The organism is Colwellia sp. MB02u-9 (genome assembly GCF_014077085.1).
Lineage (GTDB): Bacteria > Pseudomonadota > Gammaproteobacteria > Enterobacterales > Alteromonadaceae > Cognaticolwellia.
This window is the reverse complement of record NZ_JACGVF010000086.1, coordinates 1-20,734: the sequence shown is the minus strand read 5'-3', so window position 1 is coordinate 20,734 and position 20,734 is coordinate 1. Positions and strand designations below refer to the sequence as shown.

The 20,734-nt window shown below is 38.9% G+C and carries 14 protein-coding genes and 1 pseudogene; 11 read left to right on the top strand and 4 right to left on the bottom strand.

What is annotated here, in order from left to right:
* Positions 1-84: 84 nt before the first annotated feature.
* A complete protein-coding gene (locus tag H4J65_RS05995) occupies positions 85-543 on the bottom strand; it encodes a nuclear transport factor 2 family protein (protein ID WP_182134999.1) in 459 nt (152 codons plus the stop codon).
* Between the two features lie 711 nt (positions 544-1,254).
* On the opposite strand from H4J65_RS05995, the gene H4J65_RS18285 reads away from it, so the two are divergent.
* The 3 genes from H4J65_RS18285 (at position 1,255) to H4J65_RS05980 (ending at position 3,221) form a co-directional block, all read left to right on the top strand.
* Positions 1,255-1,458, top strand: coding sequence for a peptidase C39 family protein (locus tag H4J65_RS18285; RefSeq protein ID WP_182196737.1), 204 nt, complete (start codon positions 1,255-1,257; stop codon positions 1,456-1,458).
* Between the two features lie 134 nt (positions 1,459-1,592).
* Complete coding sequence (locus tag H4J65_RS05985; protein ID WP_182184900.1) at positions 1,593-1,805, top strand: hypothetical protein; 213 nt, start codon at positions 1,593-1,595, stop codon at positions 1,803-1,805.
* Positions 1,806-2,084: 279 nt separating this feature from the next.
* Positions 2,085-3,221 (top strand): flavohemoglobin expression-modulating QEGLA motif protein, encoded by a 1,137-nt coding sequence (locus H4J65_RS05980; RefSeq protein ID WP_182196715.1) that lies wholly within the window; start codon positions 2,085-2,087, stop codon positions 3,219-3,221.
* Between the two features lie 285 nt (positions 3,222-3,506).
* Here the strand turns inward: H4J65_RS05980 and H4J65_RS05975 are convergent, their stop codons facing one another.
* Positions 3,507-4,022, bottom strand: coding sequence for a hypothetical protein (locus H4J65_RS05975; protein ID WP_182134993.1), 516 nt, complete (start codon positions 4,020-4,022; stop codon positions 3,507-3,509).
* A gap of 823 nt (positions 4,023-4,845) precedes the next feature.
* Here H4J65_RS05975 and H4J65_RS05970 point away from each other — a divergent pair.
* From H4J65_RS05970 to H4J65_RS05935, 8 genes and pseudogenes are all read left to right on the top strand, one after another.
* Entirely contained in the window at positions 4,846-6,318 is a 1,473-nt protein-coding gene (locus tag H4J65_RS05970; RefSeq protein WP_182196710.1) for a NarK family nitrate/nitrite MFS transporter, read from the top strand.
* A 6-nt stretch (positions 6,319-6,324) separates the two neighbouring features.
* Complete coding sequence (locus H4J65_RS05965; protein ID WP_182196707.1) at positions 6,325-8,097, top strand: bifunctional protein-serine/threonine kinase/phosphatase; 1,773 nt, start codon at positions 6,325-6,327, stop codon at positions 8,095-8,097.
* A gap of 435 nt (positions 8,098-8,532) precedes the next feature.
* On the top strand, positions 8,533-11,076 hold the full coding sequence (gene nirB, locus H4J65_RS05960) for a nitrite reductase large subunit NirB (protein ID WP_182196702.1): 2,544 nt from the start codon (positions 8,533-8,535) through the stop codon (positions 11,074-11,076).
* Between the two features lie 29 nt (positions 11,077-11,105).
* Positions 11,106-11,441, top strand: a complete 336-nt coding sequence (nirD, locus tag H4J65_RS05955; protein WP_182196697.1) for a nitrite reductase small subunit NirD — start codon at positions 11,106-11,108, stop codon at positions 11,439-11,441.
* Positions 11,442-12,056: 615 nt separating this feature from the next.
* On the top strand, positions 12,057-13,253 hold the full coding sequence (locus H4J65_RS05950; RefSeq protein WP_182196693.1) for an alginate export family protein: 1,197 nt from the start codon (positions 12,057-12,059) through the stop codon (positions 13,251-13,253).
* 116 nt (positions 13,254-13,369) lie between these two features.
* Positions 13,370-14,824, top strand: a pseudogene (gene nirB / locus H4J65_RS05945) (nitrite reductase large subunit NirB); the annotation flags it as partial.
* A gap of 97 nt (positions 14,825-14,921) precedes the next feature.
* Entirely contained in the window at positions 14,922-17,621 is a 2,700-nt protein-coding gene (locus H4J65_RS05940; protein ID WP_182196688.1) for a nitrate reductase, read from the top strand.
* A 173-nt stretch (positions 17,622-17,794) separates the two neighbouring features.
* Positions 17,795-18,496, top strand: a complete 702-nt coding sequence (locus H4J65_RS05935) for a VC0807 family protein (RefSeq protein WP_182134977.1) — start codon at positions 17,795-17,797, stop codon at positions 18,494-18,496.
* Positions 18,497-18,759: 263 nt separating this feature from the next.
* On the opposite strand, the gene H4J65_RS05930 is transcribed toward H4J65_RS05935, so the two are convergent.
* Positions 18,760-19,032, bottom strand: coding sequence for a DUF1145 domain-containing protein (locus tag H4J65_RS05930; protein WP_182196685.1), 273 nt, complete (start codon positions 19,030-19,032; stop codon positions 18,760-18,762).
* A gap of 15 nt (positions 19,033-19,047) precedes the next feature.
* The gene (locus H4J65_RS05925; RefSeq protein WP_182196681.1) at positions 19,048-20,673 is read right to left on the bottom strand and encodes a GMC family oxidoreductase; all 1,626 of its coding nucleotides are present in this window, start codon (positions 20,671-20,673) and stop codon (positions 19,048-19,050) included.
* Between the last annotated feature and the right edge of the window lie 61 nt (positions 20,674-20,734).

The following is a 20,734-nucleotide window of genomic DNA, read 5'->3' as shown; positions in this document are numbered from 1 at the left end:
TAATGACTCCCACGAAGTGCTAGCTTTTCCGTTTGATTTCCTTGTTTACATTGCTCAACTTGCCCCTCCTTCCTCATTATTAGCTTACGGTTTACTCGAATGCTTTTTCGTATCGTGGTATTGCCACAAAACGTTAATTATTTTCCACTCGTTATTTTCATTTTTATATAAGTGCATGTAATCAATCCAATCATCAGCTGTTAATTTTACCGATGCAACTCGGTTATCAATATCAAGTATATTGATATCAATTTTGGGAGGTGATGGAAATTTATTACCATCTTTGTTGTAGTTTTCAGCCACCCAAACCATCGTTTCAAAATCGGTCTCCATGATAAACTCTGTACCATCTTTAGCCTTCCAGTAAGTTCTTTTAGCTAACTTTTTATCTAGGCCTCTTTTCATTAAATCCGGTTCGACTTTGTGTTGTGACTCTATATAATCGAGCACTGCTCTTTTTACTTTTTGATTATCAATATCCGTATCAGCTATTACAGCACAAGAGAAAAGAACAGATAAGGTTAAAACTATAACTCGAAGCATTGGACTTCCTTTAGTAAGCTAACAGCCTATTATGTATACGTATCAGTAACACACGCACCAAAATTAACATTTAATTTACATTAATATCCCATACTTTCAAAATATTAGAAACTAGTAATGCTAACTCACATGTATATTAGGGCGTGTTACTAACACCTCTCAGTAATACACCCTGAACACAAAAAATAAAATAGCTTAAATTCAAATGGTTGAGTGTATTTATTTCGTGTTTATTATAATGAATGGTGCGTTACTAAGACGTCTTTGTAACACACCTCGAAAAATCATACTGACTTCCATATAAAAGAACATTACATCGTTTATGCTAATAGTTAATTCATTAGAAAATAAATGGCAAAATTTTTAGCTGGAATGTCAGGAATGCACACAAAGTTAGCATTAGCCGTTTTATGATGAACGGCCGCTTTGGTAGCTTTCCAGCTGACAGTCTTGATCAAAACCTATAAAGCCAAAGTGAGAGTGTTAGTTCAAGTTTGAGCTAATACATATTTGCAGTAGGTAAGGTTTCAACACGGCCTGAAGCGACTTTATTTTTATTATGCTGATAGATTTGCCAATGGTTATTAACCCTATAATAACGACAAGTAAATATTGCTTTGCCATTTACAACACCGATACGCCAATCAAACTCTGTCTACCAATATTCTTGTGCAATCAGTAACAATGAACGGGTAAATATCATGAGTACTTATTAGCACATATCGATTAGATAGAAAAAGACCTCATTCGGTGGTGATCAGTGGTTATGATGAACAGTACTTTTATCTAGATGATCCTGATCCAGATGAAAAGTTTCAAGATCATAATGATTGCCAATATATGCCGATTCTATTTGATAACTTTGAACGAATGTCAGTATTTCCTGCAAGAGGAGGAATAATAAATTTTATATAAATCAATAATTAATGAAGTTTATGTAGGTTAACAAAATTATGTAATCAGACTGACAAAAATATTTAACTATCAATTATTAATAAAAATAGCGAGTATTCCAACAATAGTATTTATTAACCACAAAAGAGAACATCATGAATAATTACTCAACTTCACCATCGAGTAATAAAAACACATTGAATAACGAATTAACTGAGTTTGATTTATCTCATCAAAGTCAATTTGCTAATTCAAAACATTTTAGAGACAGAACAAATGCATCTGGCCATCAGAAGCAAGCAAGTAAAAAAGTGCATAAAAAGTTACGTGATGTTTTTGATGATGATGATTATGAAATTGAAGAGTGAAGTTAAAGAGTGGAGTTGAGAGTGAAATTAAAGAGTAAACTTGCAGCGATAACATCAAGATAAAAAAGCGCCTCGCTAGGGTATTTCATCACCTGACATTGTTCAATGACAGTATATCTTGCGGTAAGATCGGTGAAGCCCACTTGATTTAGGCGTTAAAATATCCACTGATTGCATGTTAACTTTTGATGGCTTGACTCAATTCATCAGTATCTATCCTTAACCCTCCCCCCTACTCTGCACGTAAAGCATAATTTATTGCTAAATGAGACATCAGGTATGAAACACCATATTCAACCATTAATAAAAACTATAGATTCACAACTTCATGCTTTAGTTAGTACAATTGATATTCTAAGTGCTGTTAAGCCGCTTAATTATCTGCAAGAAAAAGAAACTTTTTTTAGTAAAAATTTTTCTGCTGAGCCTTCATATCATTATAAAACTACCGATATTAACCCATTTGCCTTAAAGCGAAAACTGTACAACTTACCCTTAGAAAACATTAAGGATGAAGACCTTTATACACTCTATTTGGCCGTGGTTGATTCTTATGTCGATAAAATAGATCAATATAAGTCTATTGGCAGTAATAGCTTTTTGTATGACTCATTAAGATATTATGGCGAGCCTAGTGAAAAAGATATTCATAATGCACAATTTATTTTGCACTTACCGGTTAATCCTAAAGACACAGCCGATAATATTATTGATGCACAGGGTATTGTCGATATTTTAGCAAAAATGGTTGATGAGGAAAATTATACTTGGGATATGAAACTTGATGAAACTATGGTCGCCAATGCATTAGTCTCAGGTACAAACGTTCGAATTAATAGCAATGCAAAATTATATGAAACTGACGCTCAGGCTTTAGCTCATCATGAACTAGGCGTGCATCTAGCAACCTCTTTAAATGCCAATAAGCAGCCCTTGCGAATATTGTCATTAGGCTGTCCTTTGAATACCATGACTCAAGAAGGTTTAGCGATTCTGAGCGAGTATCTTTCTGGCAATCTCACCTTACAGCGCCTTAAAATTTTAGCCTTACGTGTTATCGCTGTTAAATCTATGATTAAAGATAAAAATTTTCGTACCACTTTTTTAATTCTTAAAGAAACCTATCAGGTTACTGACGATCAAGCTTATACCATTACTGCTCGGGTGTATCGAGGTGGTGGCTATACCAAAGACCACCTTTACTTAAAAGGCTTTAGCTTAATATTGAATGCTTACCAGCATGAGAAGAATTTTACGCATCTACTGGCAGGTAAAACCTCACTAGAGTTTTTACCCTTGATAACACGCTTAATTGATAAAGAGCTGCTCATCGCACCTCACTTTATTACGCCTGCATTTAGAAACCCGATTACTAATGACGCTGTTAGTACTTTTATTACTCAAGCAATACGTTAGCAGATAGTCAGATTAAACCTGAACAGTTGAAAAATTGGCTAAGGCTGATTTAGCTTTCAATGCTACCTAAAGCAAGTAAATTTAACGCAACACTAGCAACTCAGTCGTCTGTAAAACGCTCTAATGGGTAATCAAGTTAGCGCTCAAACAGGCTTCAAAAAACAGATCGAGTTAGGATGAACTAAGCAATTTCTTTATGGTATGGCGTTTATTCTTATTTGATGTATGTTCATGACTGGGCATCAAGATCACACTCCCTTTTATAAAAATTAAGGGTAATAAGACTTAAAAGTTACTCCAACTTGGTTTTCTTACCCTTGAAAAACAACCAAAATCTTTATCAGCATCTAATGCTTCAAAGTCATAATCGCTATCAATTAATAAATAAACCTTGCCGTCTTCCAATCTAATGTAAGCAGGAACTATTATTCTTTGGTAATTAAATTTAGGATTTTTTAGTAGGGCATTGTTCTCACTTTCTGAAATAGAAAGTATTTTATTGAGTTTAAAATACGCCACCATTTCGCCGTCACCATTGTGATAACAGCCATCAAAACAGGCTTTAATTGCTGAAAATGATTGGGTTTTAGATAAAATACTTTTTTTGAAAAGCACTTTATTTTTTTCTGGTAACTGTATCCTAAATGTCACACCAGGATCTTCAGTAAGTTTAGTCATATCTGTGATAACAAAAACATCAGGCTCAGTGTTTCTGAACGCTAAAAATAAATTATTAAGTTCTTTTTTCGGATAGGATTGAAAGCCTAAACTATCAAGTGTAGCCGAATTTTTTTTTATCATTCTCCTGCCTTTTATTATTCATCTAAAGATAACTCTTATCATAATTTATATTGATTTTATTAAATACAACTTTCTTCATGATCGCTGCCTAATAGCTGAAAATGCCCTACATTTCTCAGAATATACAATGAAAATCACAGATTATGTATATAAGATGTTTACGGTATGTTTTTAAAATGTTTACTGGATGTATGGAGATAAAAAAGATCAAAATAAGGTAAGGATTAGTAAATCAGATCATTATAAGTAACCTCATCGGTCAACTTGCCTATTACATACTAAAAAATAGAGCCTTTGTATCAGTTACTTTTTTATAAAGCTAGCAGATAACTTTATATAGACTAAATAGCTGTAATGTTTTTCATCTATCACGCCATACCCTCCTTATAAGTTATCTATTGTTATTTTTTGGCTATTAACTGAATGACATAGTTCTTTGTATTGGTCTTTGTATTGGTCTTTGTGTGGTATTGATATTGGTATTGATAAGACTCGCCTAAATTAAGTTCGCCTGACAATTACAGTGATTATTTATACTTTTGTTGTGCACCCTATCTGTGCGTCATAGCTATTGTGTTGTGCATGCAAACCTAAATCATAGACCCCCTCCTCTACAATAAATAAATTAAAGCCAACAGAAACAACAGGATAATTAAAGTATCAGTAGTGGCATTACATTTGCAATTACATTTACAGTTGAAGAATGTTCTTCGTATTGTGTAAGCCCGCCAGCTGAGTTAATAACCAAACCATTTTATGATTAACAGGGCAATGGCGTCTTTCATTAATATAAACACAAATGTTAATTTTTAGGAGTTGCGGTATGAGTGGTCAAGGTAGTCTCAATATTTTTTCTTTCAAAGGTAAGATGAAAGCCTTACATATGAGTTGGATAGCGTTTTTCATTACGTTTGCTGTTTGGTTTAACTTTGCCCCCTTAGTATCGGTAATTGCAGACTCATTAGGCTTAACGAAAGCTGAAATAAAAACCTTAATGCTATTAAACGTAGCCTTAACCATTCCAGCGCGCGTTGTCATTGGCATGCTTACCGACAAATATGGCCCTCGCTTAACCTTTGCCGTATTACTTGCGGTATGTAGCCTGCCTTGTTTTATGTTTGCTTTTTCAAGCACCTTTGAGCAAGCGGCCTTATCTCGCTTTTTATTAGGTTTTATTGGTGCCGGTTTTGTTATCGGTATTCGTATGGTGTCTGAATGGTTCCCGGCTAATGAACTTGGCACGGCTGAAGGTATTTATGGTGGCTGGGGTAACTTTGGTTCAGCGGCTGCAGCCATGTCACTCCCAACACTTGCCTTGGCATTTGGTGGTGAAGACGGTTGGAGATACGCGGTTGCCTTTACCGGTGCATTAAGCTTAATTTTCAGTTTTATCTGGTATCAAAACGTCACTGACACGCCTAAAGGTTCAACCTACTTTAAACCTAAACACACAGGTGCGATGGAAGTAACCTCAACCGGTGACTTCTTCTTATTATTATTAATGAAAATCCCTATGTACGGTGCTTTAGCCCTACTGACATGGAAATTATCACCTGCTGGTGTAAGTTTATTGTCAGCACAAAGTGCACTTATTGCCTACATTAGTTTAGTGATTTTATTTGCCTTTGAAGTAAAACAAACCATTAAAGTTAACGGCCATTTATTTTCAAAGCCCGTTGAAGAAATTCACCGTTATAAGTTCAAGCAAGTGGCGGTATTAAACATTCTATACTTTGCTACTTTTGGTTCAGAATTAGCGGTTGTCTCTATGTTACCGTTATTTTTCGCTGAAACCTTCGAATTAAGTATGGTTTACGCAGCTATGTTAGCCTCTACTTATGCCTTTATGAACTTAATGTCACGCCCTGGTGGCGGTTGGTTATCAGACCGATTTGGTCGTAAAAAAACCTTATTAATTTTAACGGCTGGTTTAGCACTGGGTTATTTAGGCATGTCAGAAATTACCAGTGAATGGCCTTTAGCCTTAGCCGTAGCAACTGCGATGGCTTGTTCATTCTTCGTGCAAGCAGGTGAAGGTGCTGTATTTGCTGCCGTGCCTTTAATTAAACGTCGTTTAACCGGACAAATTGCTGGTATGACCGGCGCTTATGGTAACGTGGGTGCAGTGGTTTATTTAACGGTATTAACCATGGTTGATTATTCAACCTTCTTTTTGGTGATAGCAGCGACTGCTGTGGTCGGCTTTGTTACCTTATTCTTTATGCAAGAGCCTAAGGGTACTATTACCGAAGTACGTGCAGATGGCACGGTAGAATTAATTAAAGTTGGTCACTAACAAAACATGAACAGTGAAAAAAAAACTCGCCAAAGTACGGTGGCTGATTTACAGCTGTGCTTCGGCGGTTTTTCTGCTAAAGGTTTGAAAGCAGAAAACCAAGATGCTTTCGCGGCCATTGTGCCTAAAAAACTTGAATTACGCGCTAAAGGCGCGGTTGCTGCCATTGCTGATGGGGTATCAAGCGCCAGTAAAGCCGCTGATGCCTCACAACTTGCCGTGACTCAATTTATTACAGAGTATCTTGCAACCCCGCAAACATGGTCAACAGAAAAGTCTGCGGCTAAGGTATTAACTAGCTTAAATAACTGGTTGTATTCACAAAGTGGCTTTATTGATGATTTAGCCGATCCAAACGCTCCACAGTGGCTAACCACTTTTTCAGCCCTTATTGCTAAATCAACCACAGGTTATATCTTTCATGTTGGCGATACCCGCATAACAAAATATCGTCATCAACAATTAGAAGTTATTACCCGTGATCATAATCGCAAGCAAATTGGCCAACAGGATTTATTAACACGCGCATTAGGTGGCGATAATCGTTTAGAGGTTGATGTACACCAAATAGATTTACAGCCGCGTGATTTATACATGCTAAGTTGCGATGGCATTCATGATTATATGTCCAAAGCTGTTTTTAAAACCCTGTTTGATTCATTGCCGTTAGCACCAGAAAAGTCAGACTTAGAAGCGCTGGCAACAAAAATTGTTGCAACCGCACTTGAGCGTGGTAGTGATGACAATGTCACTTGTTTACTGGTCTATATTAACGCCGTACCCAATCGTAAACTGGCGGAAATTGAACGTGACTTGAGCTCAAAAACCATCCCACCAGCATTAAAGGTTGGCCAGAAACTTGATGGCTACCTGGTTAAAAAAGTGATCCACGCCAGCATTCGCTCACATTTGTATTTAGTCATCGATATTAAAACAGATAAACCTTATGTGTTAAAAGCACCGTCAGCTAATTTTTCAGACGACGCGCTTTATTTGCAAGGCTTTATGCGTGAAGCTTGGGTTGGTGAACGCATTAAGCACGCTAACGTTATGCGGGTGATACAAGGTAATCAAGACAGTCCTTTTTTATACCATGTCTGTGAATATATTAAAGGGCAAACCTTAAGTGAGTGGTTACATGACAATCCTAAACCTAACATTGCACAAGTTCGTGATGTAATGAAACAAGTGATCAGCGCATTACGATCGTTTCAACGTTTAGATCTTGTACATCGCGACTTAAAACCCGACAACATAATGATCGATGAATATGGTCAGATTAAATTGATTGATTACGGCACCGTATTTGTCGCTTCACTTGATGAAAACCAAGAAACCATCAAAGAAGAAGTACCGCAAGGATCTTTAAATTATATTGCGCCTGAAACCTTATTACACATGCAAGCAGATAATCAAAGTGATCTATTTTCACTGGGGGTTATTTGTTATGAAATGCTGTCAGGCGAACTGCCTTACAAACCCATGCAACGTGCTGAAGTCACCATTAAGGCTTATAGCGATATGCAATATCGCAGCATTAAACAATTTCGACCTGAACTACCCTTGTGGTTAGATCTCAGCTTACAAAAAGCAACGGCGGCCGATCCAAGACTGCGCTATCAAGCCTTTTCAGAATTCTTTACTGATTTAAGTAAACCCAGTTCATCTGCTGTTGAAGCATACAAAAAACAACCTTTGCTAGCGCGCAATCCTTTATTATTTTGGCAATCAGTATCCGCCTTATTATTGATTGGCTTGGTGGTATCTTTGCTTAATTAATTAACCGATGGACCTAGGTTAATTAAGCTTTCACAGACCCGATAAATCGCTTTGATTTATAATGGCTAATATAATCTCTTAATATAATCGCTAAGGCTGGCTAAAAAATGCCTAAAGTGTAAACCGTATTTTTCAGCTTAGTATTATATAAGCGCGACACCTAACTCTGTGCCATTGTCAGTGCTCCGCGCTAGTACACAGTCACTTATTTTATAAGCCAACTTGCTGCACCTCATGAACGCGCACACTATTACCGCACACCATTGGTGCGCTAACCTCTTCACCATAGTGCAAAAACGCTATCTCGAGCCAACAACAAAACCCTATCCACTTGAATTTATTGATATAAATCAACTGGTTCATTTATTGCAGATAACAAACCATTATCTAGTTCCGCTAGTGCAGCGGTAATTTAAAGAAGTAGGATTGTAATAAATGAACACACAAGCTCAAAAAATCGTCGTCGTTGGCAATGGCATGGTTGGCCATCACTTTGTTGATGAAATGGCGAAACACGCCGGCTATGAAATTACCGTATTATCAGCTGAAGACCGTTTAGCTTATGACCGTGTTCACTTATCGGAGTATTTTTCTGGAAAAACTGCTGATGACTTAGCCATGACAACGCCAGCATACTACAACGAAATCGGTGTTAAATTTTTCACCAACGCGAAAGTCACTCACATTGATAAAGCCGCGAAAGTGGTAACCACTGAAGCGGGCGAAACTTACGCTTACGACAAGTTAGTCATGGCAACAGGCTCATACCCTTTTGTTCCTCCTATTCCAGGTAAAGAGCGTGACCATTGTCTGGTTTACCGTACTATTCAAGATTTAGAAGACATTCAAGCGTCAGCCAAAACCGGTAAAGTTGGTGTGGTTGTTGGTGGTGGTTTATTAGGGTTAGAAGCCGCTAACGCCCTTAAAGAGTTAGGCTTAGAAACACATGTGGTTGAATTTGCGCCACAATTGATGGGTGTGCAATTAGACAAAGACGGCGGCGCTTTACTGCGTTCAATGATCGAAGGCATTGGCGTACAAGTACATACCCAAAAAGCCACCAGCGAAATTGTTGACGGCGAAGAATGCGTTCACCGGATGAATTTTGCTGACGGCTCGCATTTAGAAACTGACGTTATCTTATTCTCAGCAGGTATTCGCCCCTATGATAATTTAGCCCGTGAATTTGATTTAGCGGTTGGCGAACGTGGCGGTATTGTGGTTGATAACTACTGTAAAACCTCTGACGAAAGCATTTACGCTATTGGCGAGTGTGCTTTATGGAATAACTTTATCTTCGGTTTAGTCGCGCCGGGTTACACCATGGCTAAGGTGACTGCCGATAACATTATTAACGGTGAGCAACAATTTACCGGTGCTGACATGAGCACTAAGTTGAAGTTAATGGGCATGGACGTAGGGTCAATTGGCGATGCCCATGCGCGTACTGAAGGTTGTAAAAGCTATGTTTATTCAAACCAACCTGACCAAATTTATAAAAAAATAGTCGTCAGTGCCGATGGTAAAGAGTTATTAGGCGCGGTGTTAGTCGGTGATACCAGCGAATACGATGCCTTATTGCAATACGCACTCAATGGTATTGAGTTACCTGAAAACCCCGACGGTTTAATTTTACCCAGCTCAGGCGAAAAACCCACCTTAGGCGTTGATGCCCTACCCGATACAGCCACCATATGTTCATGTTTGAATGTCACTAAAGGCGACATTATTGCCGCTCTTGATTGTGGTGCAATTGATGTTGGTGAAGTTAAGTCTTCAACAAAAGCCGGCAGCGGTTGTGGCGGTTGTGCGGCATTATTGAAAAAAGTAACAGATCACGAATTAGAAAAACGCGGTGTTGAAATTAGCACTGACCTTTGTGAACACTTTGCTTACAGCCGTGTTGAGTTATTCCACATTGTGCAAGCAGAACAAATTAAAACCTTTGATCTGTTAATAGAAAAACACGGTTCAGGTTTAGGCTGTGAAATTTGTAAGCCAGCAGCCGCGTCTATTCTCGCTTCGGTGTGGAACGATTACATATTAAAACCCGACCATGTATCACTGCAAGACACCAATGATGTCTTTCTAGGTAATATGCAAAAAGATGGTACTTATTCTGTCGTTCCCCGTATGCCAGGCGGTGAAGTAACCCCAGATAAGTTAATTGTTATTGGTGAAGTCGCTAAAGAATATAACCTATATACCAAAGTAACTGGCGGCCAACGTATCGATTTATTCGGCGCACGTGTTGACCAATTACCGGCGATATGGAAACGCTTAATTGATGCGGGTATGGAAACAGGTCACGCCTACGGTAAATCGTTACGCACAGTTAAATCTTGTGTCGGCAGCACTTGGTGTCGTTACGGCCAACAAGACAGCATGGCAATGGCCATTTTCTTAGAAGATCGCTATAAAGGTTTACGTTCTCCTCATAAAATTAAGTTTGCGGTCTCAGGCTGTACACGCGAGTGTGCAGAAGCACAAAGTAAAGACATTGGTATTATCGCCACTGAAAACGGCTGGAACTTGTACGTCAGTGGTAATGGCGGCATGAAGCCTCGCCATGGCGACTTATTCGCCATCGATTTAGATGATGAAACCTTAGTGAAATATATTGATCGATACTTAATGTTTTATGTTCGTACCGCGGATCGTTTAACCCGTACTTCTGTCTGGTTAGAGAACCTAGAAGGTGGTTTAGCCTACATGGAAAAAATAGTTAAAGACGACCACTTAGGGATTAATGCTGAATTAGAAAAACAAATGCAAAATGTCGTGGATACCTATCAATGTGAGTGGAAAACAACGATTGAAAGTGAAGAACAATTAAAACGTTTCCGTCAGTTTGTTAACTCTGACACCGTCGATAACAACATAGAATTCGTTACTGAGCGTGATCAAATTCGCCCCGCTCAAGGTGATGAGAAAAAATATGGCGTTCAAATTCAAGCCGTTGATTTAACACCTGCATAAACAAGCTTTACGAATAAGGAAAGAAAAAAATGATAACAGAAAATAGCTGGCAAACCATCTGCCCCACCAGTGATTTAATTAAAAATTCAGGTGTTTGTGCCTTATTAGCAAACGAAGAGCAAGTGGCTTTATTCCAAGTAGGTAACGACAAAATTTATGCGGTTTCTAACTTTGACCCCTTTGGTAAAGCCAACGTTTTATATCGCGGTTTAATTGGCGAAACTAAGGGCGAGGTTTACGTTGCTTCACCCTTATTAAAACAGCGTTTTGTTTTAAACTCTGGTGCCTGTTTAGATGATGACACCTTGGCGATTAAAACCTATGAAACACGGGTTACCGATGGCAAATTAGAAATATTTGGTTAAGCCGTTAATTTTATTCTTGCTTGAAAAAATCCCAGCTTAAGTGATTAAGCTGGGATTTTCACTTTTAGTGATTGCATGATAAGTGTATTAACTAATTAGCCGGAAAATTATTAACGCTAATAGCGTAACAAGTAGACGATTCGCTAGGAAATAAGTACAAGCCACCCAAGTAATTACTTGCATCATCAGCTAGCTCTAGGTCAATCACATCTTCAGTAACAGGGTCAGAGTGACTAGCGCCGCAAGCAGAAAATGACTTTGCTCAATATTGGCAGGCCAAAGGTTATGACTCTGTTCATCCTGATACGCTTTATTTATTTTGGTGCAGGCTTGCATCAGAAACTAACAAAATGCAGATAAAAAAAACCATTAAAAAACTAACCAATTGATATTAAACAATTTATTTTAATGGCATAAAACCTGCTGTATTACTTAATAATATAACCTCTTATTTTCTCTACTTTACTTAAATTGCCAAAAAACACCTTATCTTTACTGAGCAAACATCTGATGTTGCTCAATCTAGATAACAATATTTAGTAGTTAGTATTTAGTATTTAACCAGTAAAAAAACAAAAATTTAACGCCGATTTTAAAAAATTCAAGGAATACAGCATGCAACCAGTTCGTCAACTTTCAACACTGACTACATTAATTTTATTAGCAGGTTCAAGTGCTTCAGCTAGTGCAAATAGTGAGAGTAAGAGTGAAACCCAAGCTAAAAATAGCGTCAATTTGAACTTGCGATACGAAACAGTTGCTCAAGACAACAGTTTAAAAGATGCCTCAGCGTTAACGCTAAGAACTCGTCTAAATTACACCAGTGCTAGCTACCATGATTTTACCGCTGTTATTGAATTTGAAGACTCACGCCAAGTAGCAGGAGTTAACAAGTATAACGATGCTGTGGGTAATAATACTGAATATTCTGTTATTGCCGATCCAGAAACCACTGAATTAGACCAAGCTTATGTGCAATATAAAAAAGATGGCGTCACTGCTAAAGTCGGTCGCCAAGTACTGACCTTAGATAATCATCGTTATGTTGGGCATGTGGGATGGCGTCAAGATAGACAAACATTTGATGCAGCGACCGTAACTTATGCAGCCTTAGACAATGTAGAAATGAGCTATAGCTACATTAATAAACGTAATCGTATTTTTTCCAATGAAAAAGATTTTGATGCAAAAGATCATTTACTTAACCTCGCCTACAAAACGAGTTATGGCAAACTAACCGCTTACAGCTATCTCTTAGAAGTTGATGAAGGAACAGCGAATAGCTTAGATACTTTCGGGGTGAGTTTTAACGGTAAAAAAGACAAGTTTTCATATTCAGCCGAATTTGCTACTCAAGATTCAGAAAGTGGTGCTACTGACTATTCTGCAAGTTATATGGCTATTCAAGGTGGCTACAGCTTTGATGTGGTAACCCTTAAATTAGGTGCAGAAGTTCTGGGCAGTGATGATTCAATGTATGGATTTTCAACACCACTGGCAACACTGCATAAATTCAATGGTTGGGCAGATCAGTTTTTAGGCACACCAAAAGAAGGCTTGGTGGATCTTTATGCCTCTGTGTCAGGTAAAGCATTCGGCGGCGGTTGGACAGTGACAATTCATGATTATTCTGCTGATGAATCAACCGATACGGTTGATGATTTAGGTAGCGAAATTAATGCCGTTTACGCGAAAAAATTCGCTAAGAATTATAAGGCAGGCTTAAAGTATGCGGCTTACTCAGCAGGCGATGCTACTGCAGGTAAAGTGGATACGGATAAAATCTGGCTTTGGGTAAGTGCAAAATTTTAGCTCTCCAAACACACTTATAATGATAACGCTCAACAAGTTTGTTAAGCGTTATCAAAAATTGTAAACCCATATCACTATTGCAGCAGGTAAATAAAATTAGCTCAAGTAACCAACAAATCATAGAGAAACAAAAAGTTGTCGTGGTCGGTAACGGCATGGTGGGTCACCATTTTGTTGAGCAATTGGCTCAATTGAACACAGCTGGTCAAGCCATTGAGATAACCGTTTTGTCAGCAGAGCCTCGCCTTGCTTATGACCGTGTTCACCTTTCAACATACTTTAGCGGTAAAACAGCGGCAGATCTGGCCATGGCTGACGAAAAAACCTACCAAGATTGGGCGGTAAATTTTCAAACTAATGCCAAAGTTGTTGATATCGATCGCAGTAATAAAAATGTTGTCACGCAAAGCGGCCAAGTTATCGCTTATGACAAACTCATCTTAGCCACTGGCTCTTATCCTTTTGTGCCTCCTATTCCAGGAAAAGACCGCGAGCATTGTTTGGTTTATCGCACCCTAGATGACTTAGACGCTATTCAAGCTAGTGCCAATGTCAGTAAAGTGGGGGTGGTTATCGGCGGTGGCTTACTTGGCCTTGAAGCCGCAAATGCCCTAAGCCACTTAGGTTTAAAAACCCATGTAGTGGAGTTTGGGCCACAATTAATGGGCGTGCAAATTGATGCTGGTGGCGGTCGCTTACTAAAAGAAAAAATTGAAGCTTTGGGTGTCGAGGTACATACATCAAAAGCCACTAGCGTGATTGAAGACGGCGAAAGCTGTCGTTATAAACTGTGTTTTAGTGATGACACCGTACTAGAAACCGACCTGATATTATTCTCCGCTGGTATTCGCCCTTATGACAATCTAGCCAAATCATTCTCGCTTAAAATGGGTGAACGAGGCGGTATAGTAATTAATAACCAATGCCAAACCTCAGATGAAAATATCTATGCCATTGGTGAATGTGCCCTCTGGAACAACTTTATTTTTGGTTTAGTGGCGCCGGGTTACCAGATGGCTAAAGTGGCCGCAAAACATATTATGGGTGAACAAGCCTTGTTTACCGGTGCCGATATGAGTACTAAATTAAAACTCATGGGTGTTGAAGTAGGCTCAATAGGTGATGCACACGCAAAAACCCCGGGGGCAATAACCTATACCTATCAAAATCAACCGGCCGGTGTATACAAGAAAATAGTGCTCTCGAGTGACAAAAGAAAAATGCTCGGCGCGGTGTTAATTGGTGATACCAGTGAATATGACTCGTTATTACAATACCTACTTAATGCCATAGATTTACCTGCATCACCCGAAGCACTGATACTGCCTTCATCAGGAGAAAAACCGACATTAGATGTTGCTACATTACCTGATACCGCCATTATTTGTTCATGTCATCAGGTCACAAAAGGCCATATTATCAGCTCAATCGCTCAAGGGGCTTGCAGCGTGGGTGATATTAAAACCTGTACTAAAGCCAGTAGCGGATGTGGTGGTTGTAGCGCTTTATTGAAAAGTCTGGCTGAGGCAGAATTTGAAAGCCGTGCTGTGAAAATTAAACAAGATATTTGTCTAAGTGTCATCGAATAAAATTCGAACATAAACAAATAAACAAAACATCCCATATCAAACGGGCTGTATATCATTCTCTGTTTTAAAGGTAAATTTTATGAGTTGTTCTCAATCGTCACATATTGTTCAATCAACTTGCGCATACTGTGGTGTCGGCTGCGGTATTGATATCACAATTAAAAATGGCAAGGCCTCTGGATTAGAGGGCACAATGGAGCACCCCGCCAATTTTGGACAACTGTGCGTAAAAGGCAGTAATTTATTAGCCACCACAGATTTAACCAACCGCCTGCTTGAACCACAAATAAATAACCAAACGGTTGATTGGTCAACGGCGACAAGCCATGTGGCGGAGAAATTTGCACAAATTATTAAAGAGCATGGCCCTGATGCGGTCGCTTTTTATGTCTCAGGACAAATACTGACTGAAGATTATTATCTGGCGAATAAATTAATGAAAGGCTATATAGGCTCAGCCAACATTGATACCAACTCACGTCTTTGTATGTCGTCAGCTGTTGCAGCTTATAAACGCAGTTTTGGTGAAGATGTTGTGCCTTGCAGCTATGATGATTTAGACAGTACTGAGCTATTATTAATTACCGGCTCTAATGCCGCTTGGACCCATCCCGTATTATATCAGCGTATTGAACGCGCTAAAAAACGTAATCCAGCCATGAAAATTGTGGTTATTGACCCACGTAAAACCGCAACCTGTCAAATCGCTGATTATTTTTTACCGATAAAGCCAGGCACTGACGCCGCATTTTTTAACGGTCTGTTAAATTACTTAAGCGCTAACAATGGCTTAAATAATGACTATATTGAGCAACATACCCAAGGTTTTGAAGCCGCACTCTTGGCGGCAAAAAAATGGTCACTCGCTGAAGTATCAGCCTATTGCGATCTTGACCAACAAACCCTTGCCTGCGTCTATCAATTATTTGCCGACACTGAAAAAGTACTGAGCTTTTATTCAATGGGCATCAACCAGTCAAACTCAGGCACGGATAAGTGCCAAAGCATTATTAATTGTCACTTAGCCACCGGAAAAATAGCCAAAGACGGTTGTGGGCCTTTTTCTATCACAGGTCAACCCAACGCTATGGGTGGTAGAGAAGTCGGCGGTTTGTCTAATCAATTAGCCGCTCATATGGATATTGAAAACCCTGAGCACCGTTCAACAGTTCAGCGCTTTTGGCAATCACCCACTATCGCTGATAAAGCCGGCTATAAAGCCATTGATCTGTTTGACGCTATGGATGAAGGTAAAATTAAAGCGGTCTGGATAATGGCGACTAATCCCATGGTAAGTTTACCCGATGGTAAAAAAGTCGCCCGAGCCTTAAATAAATGTGAATTTGTCGTGGTCTCTGACTGTGCTGAAAATAATGATACCTTAGACTTTGCTGATGTAAAACTACCCGCAACGCCCTGGTTAGAAAAGAACGGCACAGTAACCAACTCAGAGCGCCGCATCTCACGTCAAACTAATGCGATAGCCCCTAATGGTCAAGCTAAGCATGACTGGAAAATTATTGCAGAAGTTGCCACCGCCATGGGTTTTTCAGGCTTTGATTATTCGCATGCTAGTGAGGTTTTTAGAGAGTTTGCTCAATTGTCAGGTTTTGAAAATAATGGCACACGTGTCTTTGATATTTCTGCATTTTCAACCATTACACCACGACAATATGACCGTTTAAAACCGGTACAATGGCCCGTGAATAACACCTACCCTGAAGGTAAAAAACGCGTCTTTGAAGATGGACAATTTTCTACAGCTTCAGGTAAAGCACTCTTTTTTCCGATTTCGCCGCGCCAGCCAAGACAAAAAACCTCGGAAAAATTTCCCTTTCGATTAAACAGCGGTCGGTTAAGAGATCAATGGCACACCATGAGCCGCACAGGTAAAGCGTCGCAACTTACCGCGCATACCGATAAATGTTATCTCTATATCAATCCTGTCGATGCCGCACGGTTAAAGATAGTTGATGATGAAATAGTCAACATCTCATCCGACACAGGGCAAGCGAGTGTGCATGCAAAATTAGATAAAAATCAACGCCCTGATGAATGCTTCATGCCTATTCATTGGAATAAGCAGTTTGCGTCTAGCGCCAATGTCAGCAACTTGTATGCGAGCATTGCCGACCCACTTTCTGGTCAACCTGAACTTAAACACGGGGCTATCGCTTTAAGCAAGACAGCATTCCAGCAATTTGGACAACTGCATATTAGCGAAGATTTTATTGTTCAAACTCAAATAACTAACGAATTTTGGACCAAGGCTCGCACAAGTTATGGCATGAGTTTTCAATTTGCTAATACGCAGCCTGAAACAGATATTTTGCATTGGTGTCAAACAAGCAGTCAAATATCGGGCGAATGGCGACAATTTAGTCAAGGAGATACCCAGTACGTTGTTTGTTTACAAGCAGGAAGATTAGCCTTTTTATGTTATAGCTCGGCCACTAATCTAAGCATCGAAAACGCTTGGCTTAAGCATGTTTTCAGTCAAAAAATCTTACTAGAGCAGGATATTCAGTCTTTATTATCGGGCACTTACAGTGATGAATTCGCTCAAGGAAAACAAATTTGTAGTTGTTTTAATGTCGGTGAAAAAGACATCATTAGTGCTATTAAAGCGGGCTCTAGTTCAGTTGAACAACTAGGTGAACACTTAAAATGTGGCACTAATTGTGGTTCCTGCAAACCAGAGCTCAGTGTTTTACTTGATGAATACGGCATAAATTCCACAGAAATAATTAACACCACTTTTATAGCAGAGCTCGCATAATTTTCCCATCATCATTTTAATGTCAGCACTGAAATGATGATGGCTCTGGCGAGTAAATCTTACCTTCAAAATCACTGCATGGGTATAACATGACATTTTAGCTATTTTTAGCTAAAATACCGCTAGACTTAAATAAACTGGCCATGGTCAGTTGCACCTTAAAATGAAATATAATGTCAACTCAAACACCCGCTAAACGTCCTAATACCTTTTTAGAGATTATTTTTAATATTGCTATTCCATCGGTCATTTTAATGAAATTATCGGGGGATGAATATTTAGGCACTGTATATGCCTTAATATTGGCGTTATTATTTCCACTCGGTTATGGCTTGTATGATTTTATTAAAAACAAGTCCATGAACTTCATTGCCTTGCTTGGCTTTATAAGCACCTTATTAACCGGGGGTATTGGTTTATTTGAGTTAGATGTGCAATGGCTAGCCATTAAAGAAGCCGCCATTCCCTCGGCCATTGGTTTAGTGGTACTCATTTCTGGTTTTTGGGGCAAACCCTTAATTGCCAAAATATTATTAAATCCGCTGGTGTTTAACTTAGAGTTAATCTATCAAACCCTCGAAAATAAAAATAAAACGGATGAGTTTAAAGCCAAAATTCAGCGGGCAAATCACTTTTTATCCACCACCTTTGTTTTTTCTGCTGCCATGAATTACTTATTAGCGAAATGGATTGTCGTTAGTCCTGCAGGTACTACGGAGTTTAACGAGCAATTAGGTGAGATGACCCTATTAAGTTATCCAGTGATTGCGATACCTTCGATGATCATGCTGATTGCGATTATGTTTTATGTTGTCAGAAGTACCATGAAGTTAACGGATTTAAAGTTGGATAACATATTGAACAGTGAAAAATAACGCTATTTAGTTTACCTTTACCCCTGTAACACTTAGTTACTATCGGTTTTAAGGGTATGCTTAGCTAGGTATAAAAAATCCTTACCAGAAGAGCTTACATTAGTTGTGTAAGCTCTTTTTTTATCTGGCTATTATGCTCTTTGTAGACTTAAGCATAGATTTAACTCGCGTTAAAATCCCATAAAAAAACCACAGCCAGTTGCCTGAATGTGGTTTTATTTCACCTAAAACATTGTTAAATAAATATTTTTATCTTAATCAACTTACTTTTTAGACCGCTTTAAAATCGGCAGCCAATAACCAAAGCCCCAAAGCATGGTTTGCAGAAAGTTCATGGCTAAACCACTTTGTTTTTTAAACTTAGCTTTCATCGAAAAAAACTCAATAAAGTGTACTAAAAGCGCCGCACCCGCTAATGTAAAAGCATAAAGTTGATAGTCTGCTGGTAGTGGTGATAGCGATAATAAACCTAATATTGCCAAAACCCATAAACCGGTCAGTAAAGCTTTAAGACTATATATAACGACATTTAACATCTGCATATTCCTCAATTAATTTGCCAAGATCATCGCTGACACTTTTTCGGCAATCGCCATTGTTGGCGCGTTTGTGTTACCACTGATCAGCGTTGGCATAATTGAAGCGTCAACTACTCGCAGGTTTTTAATGCCATGAACTTTTAACTGATGATCAACCACCGCCATATCATCATGGCCCATTTTGCAGGTACCCACAGGGTGATACACTATGCCTAGGCGCTCTTTTACCTTAGCAAAAATTTGTTCATCGGTTTCAAAATCCTTGCCTGGATGCACTTCATTATCATAATGTTCGGCTAATGCCGGCGCGGTTAATATTTTACGCAACTGTCGCATACCATCAATCATCACCGCTTTGTCTTTGCCTGCTTGATCAGAAAAAAAGTTAAAATCAATCTCTGGTGCGTCTTGATAATTAGCAGATTTTAGCGATACCGTGCCAGTGCTTTCTGGCCGTAAAACACAAATATGACATGAAAAACCATGCTGTGATAAAAGTTTCAGATCGCGACCATTATCGTCATATAACAATGGCAACATATGTAATTGAATATCTGGCCTTTGCACCTGCTCACTTGATTTAAGAAAGCCACCTGCCTCTAAAATACTATTGGCCAGCTTACCTTTTTTAGCCATAATATATTTCACCGTATCGGGTAGCATTTTCAGTAACCCGCTGACTGACACAGTAAAGCCATCTGTTTTTTTACTTTTGACTAAGATACAAGCATCAACATGTTCTTGTAAGTTTTTACCCACACCTTTAAGTTCATGAACACAATCAATACCCTGCTCGTTAAGTTCATTTTTATCACCAATACCCGAGAGCATTAATAACTGCGGTGAAGCGATAGTTCCACCACTTAAGATCACTTCTTTTTTAGCCGTTATGCTGCTCTTTTCACCTTTAATAACCACATCAACGCCATAGGCTTGTTGGTCTTTTATCAGTACCTTACTGACTTGTGCATCGGTTACTACAGTCAAATTTTCTCTAGCAAGTATCGGTAATAAATAGGCATGCGCCGCCGAGCAACGCTTACCATCTTTTATGGTGCACTGGTAATAGCCAACGCCTTCTTGATCACTGCCATTAAAATCATCGGTAAATTTAAAGCCCGCTTGTTTGCCCGCCTCAATATAACGTTTACTGATTTCATAAAAAACCGGCCGGTCAGTGACCTGTAAAGGCCCACTATCACCGTGCCATTCACTTGACCCACGCTGGTTAGTTTCTGATTTTTTAAAGTAAGGTAACATATCATCAAATGCCCAACCTTCATTGCCTAAGGCCGCCCAGTGGTCATAGTCTTGTTTTTGACCACGAAGATACAACATGGCATTGGTCGCAGAACTACCGCCTAAACCTCTACCACGGGGCACAAACAAGGCAGCACCGTGACGAATATCACTTTTAGGCTTAGCATTAAAACTCCAATTGAACTTTTTCAAAAACATAAAGGCTGAAAAAGCGCCTGGGGTATTAACTAACATACTCTTGTTGTCACCACCGGCTTCTAATAAACAAACCGTAAATTTACCATTCTCGGTTAATCGATTGGCTAAAACACAACCTGCTGAACCGCCACCAACGATAATATAATCAAACTCGTTGGCTGATTTTTTTTGAGTGTTCATCACAAAAACCTCACTTGTTCAAATTGGGTTAATTCGTTTTTTATTTTTATATTTATATTTA